Below are 6810 nucleotides of genomic sequence, written 5' to 3'. Positions count from 1 at the left end.
GAAGCGCTCCATGAACGGCACTTCGTTGAACAGCATGGTGAGGTTGGCGGCAAATCGGGGCATGGCTGGCTTCCCGGTTCAGGCGAATTGAGGACGAGGCTGTCCGATCGAGGAACGGTTTCCTCGGCAGGGACGTGGGCGTGGGATGAAGCGATAGCCGGCTATTCGGCCGCGACGGCTTCCGACCGGATGGGCAGGTCGAGGATGTCCTCGAACTCGGTGACCGCGTCGATCTCCGGACCCATGGCGATGTTGGTGACACGCTCGAGGATGAACTCGACCACGACGGGCACCTGATGCTCGCGCATCCATTCGCGGGCCTTCTCGAAGGCCTGGCTGAACTCGTTGGGACTGCGGACCCGGATCGCCTTGCAGCCGAGCCCTTCGGCGACGGCGACGTGGTCGACGCCATAGCTTTCGAGGTCCGGCGCATTGATGTTCTCGAAGGAGAGCTGGACCTGGAAATCCATGTCGAAGCCGCGCTGGGCCTGGCGGATCAGGCCGAGATAGGCGTTGTTCACCACGACATGGATATAGGGCAGCTTGAACTGGGCGCCGACGGCCAGTTCCTCGATCAGGAACTGGAAGTCGTAGTCGCCGGACAGGGCCACGATCTCCCTGTCGGGATCGGCGGCACGTACGCCGAGCGCGGCGGGAATGGTCCAGCCGAGCGGGCCGGCCTGGCCGCAATTGATCCAGTGGCGCGGGTGGTGCACGCGCAGGAACTGGGCGCCGGCGATCTGCGACAGGCCGATGGTCGAGACGTAGCAGACATCCCGGCCGAAGGCGGTGTTCATCTCCTCATAGACGCGCTGGGGCTTCAGCGGCACATTGTCGAAATGGCTGCGTCGATGCAGGCTGCTCTTGCGCCCGCGGCATTCGTCGGCCCAGGCCGAGCGGTCCTTGAGCCTGCCCTGCGCCTGTAGGTCACGGGCCACGTCAAGGAAGAGATCGAGGGCAGCGCCTGCATCGGAGACGATGCCGAGATCCGGGTTGAAGACCCGGCCGATCTGGGTCGGCTCGATGTCGACATGCACGAATTTGCGGCCCTTGGTGTAGACCTCCACCGAACCGGTGTGGCGGTTGGCCCAGCGATTGCCGATGCCGAAGACGAAATCGGAGGCGAGCAGCGTGGCATTGCCGTAGCGATGGCTGGTCTGCAGGCCGACCATGCCGGCCATCAGAGGATGGTCGTCGGGAATGGTGCCCCAGCCCATCAGGGTCGGGATGACAGGCACGCCGGTCAGCTCGGCGAAGGCGACGAGCTTGTCGGCGGCATCGGCATTGATGATGCCGCCGCCTGCCACGATCAGTGGGCGCTCGGCCGTCTGCAGGAGCGCGATGGCCTTCTCGGCCTGGAGCCGCGTCGCCACCGGCTTGTAGACGGGGAGCGGGGCATAGCTCTCGTCGTCGAACTCGATCTCGGCCGTCTGCACGTCGAGGGGCAGGTCGATCAGCACAGGGCCGGGGCGGCCCGAGCGCATCAGGTGGAAGGCCTGCTGGAACACGCGCGGCACCAGAGCCGGCTCACGCACGGTGACGGCCCATTTGGTGACGGGCTTGGCGATGGCCTCGATGTCGACGGCTTGGAAATCCTCCTTGTAGAGGCGAGCGCGCGGCGCCTGGCCGGTGATGCACAGGATCGGAATGGAATCGGCCGCCGCCGAATAGAGGCCGGTGATCATGTCGGTGCCGGCCGGGCCGGAGGTGCCGATGCAGACGCCGATATTGCCGGCCCTGGCCCGGGTGTAGCCCTCGGCCATATGTGAGGCACCTTCGACATGGCGGGCAAGGTAATGGTTGATCGAGCCGCGTGCCTTCATGGCCGAATAGAGCGGGTTGATCGCAGCGCCCGGCACGCCGAAGGCGCACACCACGCCCTCGCGTTCCAGCACCCTGACGGCGGCGTCGATTGCTCGCATTCTGGTCATGGAGGTTCCGCCCTGTTTCTGATTTTTCTGGTATACAAGATGCCAGCATTTGGAGGCGTGTCAACTGCTTTATGCAACCTGGCCTTTGCGCCGGCCGCGGCGGATTGGCGCAAATTGCTCCCGAATCCGCCAGTTCGGCGAAGCGAAAAGACCCTTTCTGTTGATGAACGGCGCTACCGTCGTACCGGTCCGATGCCTCCAGCCGTAATCTATGAGAAGCTGGCGTATCTTCACGATCACCCTGTCATTTCAAGGAGAACGGCCATGCGGCTATCCGACCTGATGCGAACCACTGTGGTAGGACTTGCGCTCCTCTCCACGGCAGGGTCGGCCCTCGCGGCCGCGAACTGCGCCAATGCCAGTGACGAGGCTGCCTTGAATCAATGTGCAAGCACATCGCTGAAGGCGTCCGATGGTGAGCTCAACACCCTCTACAGGCAGATCCAGAAACGCCTGAACGGTGATGCGGATAAAACGAAATTGCTGGTCGCGGCGCAAAGAGCCTGGGTCACCTTTCGCGACGCCGAATGCAATTTTTCAAGTGCCGGTGTCACCGGTGGCACCCTCTATCCGTTGGCGGTGACGCAGTGCCGCGATGGCCTGACCAAGGATCGCATCAAGACTTTCAAGACCTATCTCAACTGCGAGGAGGGCGATCTGAGCTGCTCGGTTCCGGCCGCGAATTAATCATCCGCCGTACCTTCGCCCGATTGCATTTCTGACACGATCCTCGTCGATAGGCTTTCTGCCGTCGCTCTCCCTGAGCAGGCCTGCGTTGATCGCCGATGGCTGGAACTTTATAAAGCCTCAGGATTCGATCGAAGAATCACACAAACGTCATGATGAAAGGACAGGAGTGTTCCCGTCAATGACGTAACCCTGCCGCTCTGACACTGAAACTGTCGTTCGTTCAACTGATACCGAACATCTCGCAGAGCGCGGGCAACTTATCGCAACATATACGGATCATGATATGTCTCGACCGACCCTAGCCGTCATCCTCGCCGCAGGTGAAGGCACCCGCATGAAATCGTCACTGCCGAAGGTGCTTCATGCCATCGCCGGCCGTTCCATGCTGGCCCATGTCCTGGCGAGCGTGAAGCAGGCCGGCATCACCGACGCGGCCGTCGTCGTCGGCCCCGGCCGGGAGGATGTCGCCAAGGTCGCCCAGAAAGAACTGCCCGGCTGCGCCGTGTTCACCCAGGTCGAGCGCAAGGGCACGGGTCACGCCGTGCTGGCGGCGAAGGAGGCCCTGGCTGATGGCAAGGACATCATCGTGCTCTATGCCGACACGCCGCTGGTGCGTCCGCAGTCGATCGAGACGCTCAAGGCAGCCTTGGCGGATGGCGCCAGCGTCGCCGTGCTCGGTTTCCATGCGGCCGATCCTACCGGCTATGGCAGGCTGATCGTCGAAGGCGATGCGCTCACCGCCATCGTCGAGGAAAAGGATGCCACGCCTCAGCAGAAGGCTGTCGGCTTTTGCAATGGCGGCCTGATGGCCCTCAGCGGCGAGCATGGCCTTGCCCTGCTCGAAGCCATCGGCAACGACAATGCCAAGGGCGAATATTATCTCACCGACGCAGCGGAGATCGCGCATCGGCGAGGGCTCCGGGCCGTCGCCCGCCCGATCGCCGAGGAGGAGGTGCAGGGCGTGAACGATCGCCTGCAACTGGCCGCGGCGGAGGCCGTGATGCAATCGCGTCTGCGCGCGCATGCCATGCGCGAAGGCGTGACCATGACTGCGCCCGAAACCGTGTTCCTCTCCCATGACACCCGCATCGGCAATGACGTGATGATCGAGCCCAATTGCTGGTTCGGCCCGGGCGTGACTATCGAGAGCGGCGCGGTGATCCATGCCTTCTCCCATCTGGAGGGCGCGCATGTCGGCAGTGGCGCTTCGGTCGGCCCCTTTGCCCGGCTGCGGCCGGGCGCCGACCTCGCCGAAGAGGTCAAGATCGGCAATTTCGTCGAGGTCAAGGCGGCAAGCGTCGAGAAGGGCGCCAAGATCAGCCATCTCAGCTATATCGGCGATGCCAGGGTGGGGGCCGAGGCCAATATCGGTGCGGGCACCATCACCTGTAATTATGACGGCTATCTCAAGCATCGCACCGACATCGGCGCGGGCGTGTTCGTCGGCTCCAACTCGGCCCTGGTGGCACCCGTGACGATCGGGGATAACGCCAATATCGGCGCCGGCTCGGTGATCACCCGGGATGTGCCCGCCGATGCCCTGGCGGTGGCCCGTGGCCGACAGGTCGGGATCGATGGCTGGGCCAAGACCTATCGCGCCAAGAAGAAGGCGGAAAAGGAGGCCAAGACCAAGGGCTGAAGAAAAAGCTCCGGGGAGCGCGGGCGAGCCGTCCGGGCTCCCCGGGAGACAATGGTCCGTTTGATCCTGTCTGCAGAAAATCAATGAAAATAGCCGGCTGAAAGCCGGCTATTTTCATGTCGAACGTCCCGTATCGGCCGGCGCTGCTGCGATCAACCTTCCGCCCGGAGCAGCACCACGCCGGATCGCGGCTTGAGTTCGATCGGACCGTTGACCGCTTGGCCGGACAGATCGCGCCAGCTGCCGGCGGGCGGCTGGATCGTGGCCGATTCCCGGTCCGAGAAGTTCACGGCAGCATAGCCGCGCTGGTAGTTGCGCCAGGCGGTTGTGCCCTGAAGCTGGGAAGCGCCGGTGGGAGGCCCGACAGGCGGATCGAGATTGGGATATTCGACCCAGCGCCCGGTGTCCTTCTGCGGCAGTACGGCGAGATAGCTGCGATTGTTGCGGTTCACCAGGAAGCTGGCGACGATCCAGGACAACTCGGCGTTGTCGGGGGGAGCGGAGCCGTTCGTGCAAGTGTAGTTGATCGAGACATAGGCCCGATCCTTGCGCTGCTGGATCAACTCACGCTTGAGACGCCAGGCGTCGTCGGTGATGCGGCGCCGGCAGCTGTCGCTGAAGCCGCCTTCATCGACCCAGATATCGGCGAGATTGATCAGGGCCTTGGTCTCGTCGGGCTGCTTGGGGTCGATCTTGGCATTCAGTGCGATCAGGCCGCCGCGTTGATGGATTTCCTTGGCGAGCCAGCCGATATAATCGAGCTTCTGGGCGGTATGAGCCGGATCCCGTGACTGCCCGCTGAAAAGCTGCACCCATTTGCCGTCGCGCCAGACACCGCAGCGCTTGTCAGTGTTGGGCAGGGCGACATTGTCGAAGGCAATGGAATGATAACCCTTGGCCAAGGCCGGCTCGATATAGGTCTTCAAGAGATATTGGCGCACCTCGGGATTGCTGGTGTCCAGCGGCGCATAGGCACCCCAGGAATAGGTGTAGCCGAAGGAGGGCGTCTGCTGATCACACTGATAGGTGATCCAGCTGGGATGATTGGCCTTGTACCATTCCGCCGTATGGGCGCGGTTGAGATCGCGCTGGTTGGGGTAGTAGAAGCTGTCGATCACCTTGTTCGAGCGCAGGGGTGTCTTGGAGCCCCAGACGAAGCCGACATTGGGCAGGTTGGCGGGCGACTTCATGCGACCGTTGAAGATCTGGGCGCGCGGGATGCGGTCCACGGTCTCCGGATGCGCCACGCTTTGTTGCCCCAGGGCTGCGGTCCCAACCAGGAGGGAGGCGGTGACGGCAATGCCGAAACTCACATGTTTTTGCAGCATGGCTCTTCCGTTGATCTATATGCGCATGCGCGGCCTCTCGACCTCGCCCGCAGGGTGAAACAGCCTCCAGCGGAGCCGGAGGCCGTCGTTTATTCCCGGCCCGGCAGGAGATGTCCGAGGAGGACCAGCGCAGTCGGATCCTCGTGGCGCAACGCGAGGGCATCGAAGCAGGCGCCGATGGCGTTCTCGATGTCCTGGCTGGCCCGGCAGGCACGTGCAAGCTGGACATAGTCGTCGGCGGTGGCAGCGCCCTGCGCGGAGACCGCCTGCAGCAGCGTCTTGGCCTGTGCATAGTGACGGTTGGCAATCAGGGCACGTGCATGCAGGCTGCGGGCGGCGCCGTCCTCCGGATAATCCGCGAGCAGGGCGGCGGTGTGCTCCTGGCTGTCCGGCTCCTTGGCGACCAGCACCTTGCGGGCTTCGGCGAGCCGGCGCGCCTTGATGCGTTCGGCAAGATCGCCCGCTGCCTGTTCGAGGCCGAGCCGGCCGCCGGCCTGCAGCCATTCATGGGCTTCCTGCCAGCGCTGGTCGCGGAAGGCCTGCCTGGCGCGATTGCCGACATCGCGGGCAAGGGTGGCCGAAGCATCGGCGAGGGCCGTTGCATCGGTAACCAGTTTGGCATTGTGGGCAAATGCTCCGGCTTCGCCTGCCGAGGCCAGCAGCCTCAGGAAATCGATGCGAAGGGCGGCATTGTCCGGAGCAAGGGCGAGCGCCATTTCGAAGGCTGCCATCCGCTCCGGTGCCGGGTTCTGCTTTCGCAGTGCCTGCTGGCGGAGCAGGGTGACGATGCGCGGCAGCACTTCGGAATCGCAGGATTCGATCCTGGCGGGTGCCACCGCCGAGACGTGCGCCGCCGCCTGTACCTCGCCATGGCGCAGCAGGGCGCGAATGCCGGCAACGGCCTCGTTGACCGAAGAAGGCAGGAGATCGGTGAGGGCCGCGATGGTGCCCTCGATATCGCCCAGGCTCAAAGTGCTGCGCGCCAGGGTACGCAGGGCAATATTGTCGTCGGGCGTGATCGCCAGGGCGGTCCGTGCTTCCTCGGCAGCTTCGGCGAAGCGTTCAAGCTTGAAGAGTGCCACGCTTGCGCGCGTATGCGACTCCGCTGGAGAGGCTAGGGTCATCTTGACAACTCGGCGTTTGCCCCAGTCGGGGGAGGTGGATCTGGCTTTCGGCCCGTCGCGAAATTCCTTCGCGGCGAGCCGGGCCGGGGGGTGTCTTG

5 protein-coding genes are annotated in these 6810 nt (G+C 63.9%); 2 read left to right on the top strand and 3 right to left on the bottom strand.

All coding sequences use genetic code 11. The features are described from left to right. Positions 1 to 161: 161 nt before the first annotated feature. A complete protein-coding gene (gcl, locus tag QM672_RS31015) occupies positions 162 to 1931 on the bottom strand; it encodes a glyoxylate carboligase (protein ID WP_415087208.1) in 1770 nt (589 codons plus the stop codon). A 264-nt stretch (positions 1932 to 2195) separates the two neighbouring features. On the opposite strand from gcl, the gene QM672_RS31010 reads away from it, so the two are divergent. Next, positions 2196 to 2618, top strand: coding sequence for a lysozyme inhibitor LprI family protein (locus QM672_RS31010; protein WP_367626725.1), 423 nt, complete (start codon positions 2196 to 2198; stop codon positions 2616 to 2618). 286 nt (positions 2619 to 2904) lie between these two features. Beyond that, the gene (gene glmU, locus QM672_RS31005) at positions 2905 to 4260 is read left to right on the top strand and encodes a bifunctional UDP-N-acetylglucosamine diphosphorylase/glucosamine-1-phosphate N-acetyltransferase GlmU (protein WP_367626726.1); all 1356 of its coding nucleotides are present in this window, start codon (positions 2905 to 2907) and stop codon (positions 4258 to 4260) included. Between the two features lie 152 nt (positions 4261 to 4412). Here the strand turns inward: glmU and QM672_RS31000 are convergent, their stop codons facing one another. Beyond that, a complete protein-coding gene (locus QM672_RS31000) occupies positions 4413 to 5588 on the bottom strand; it encodes an endo alpha-1,4 polygalactosaminidase (protein WP_311944579.1) in 1176 nt (391 codons plus the stop codon). Positions 5589 to 5677: 89 nt separating this feature from the next. Then, the gene (locus tag QM672_RS30995) at positions 5678 to 6670 is read right to left on the bottom strand and encodes a hypothetical protein (protein WP_415087205.1); all 993 of its coding nucleotides are present in this window, start codon (positions 6668 to 6670) and stop codon (positions 5678 to 5680) included. Between the last annotated feature and the right edge of the window lie 140 nt (positions 6671 to 6810).

Source organism: Labrys sp. (in: a-proteobacteria), assembly GCF_047605565.1.
Classification (GTDB): domain Bacteria; phylum Pseudomonadota; class Alphaproteobacteria; order Rhizobiales; family Labraceae; genus Labrys; species Labrys neptuniae.
This window is presented reverse-complemented; position numbering and strand designations above follow the sequence as displayed.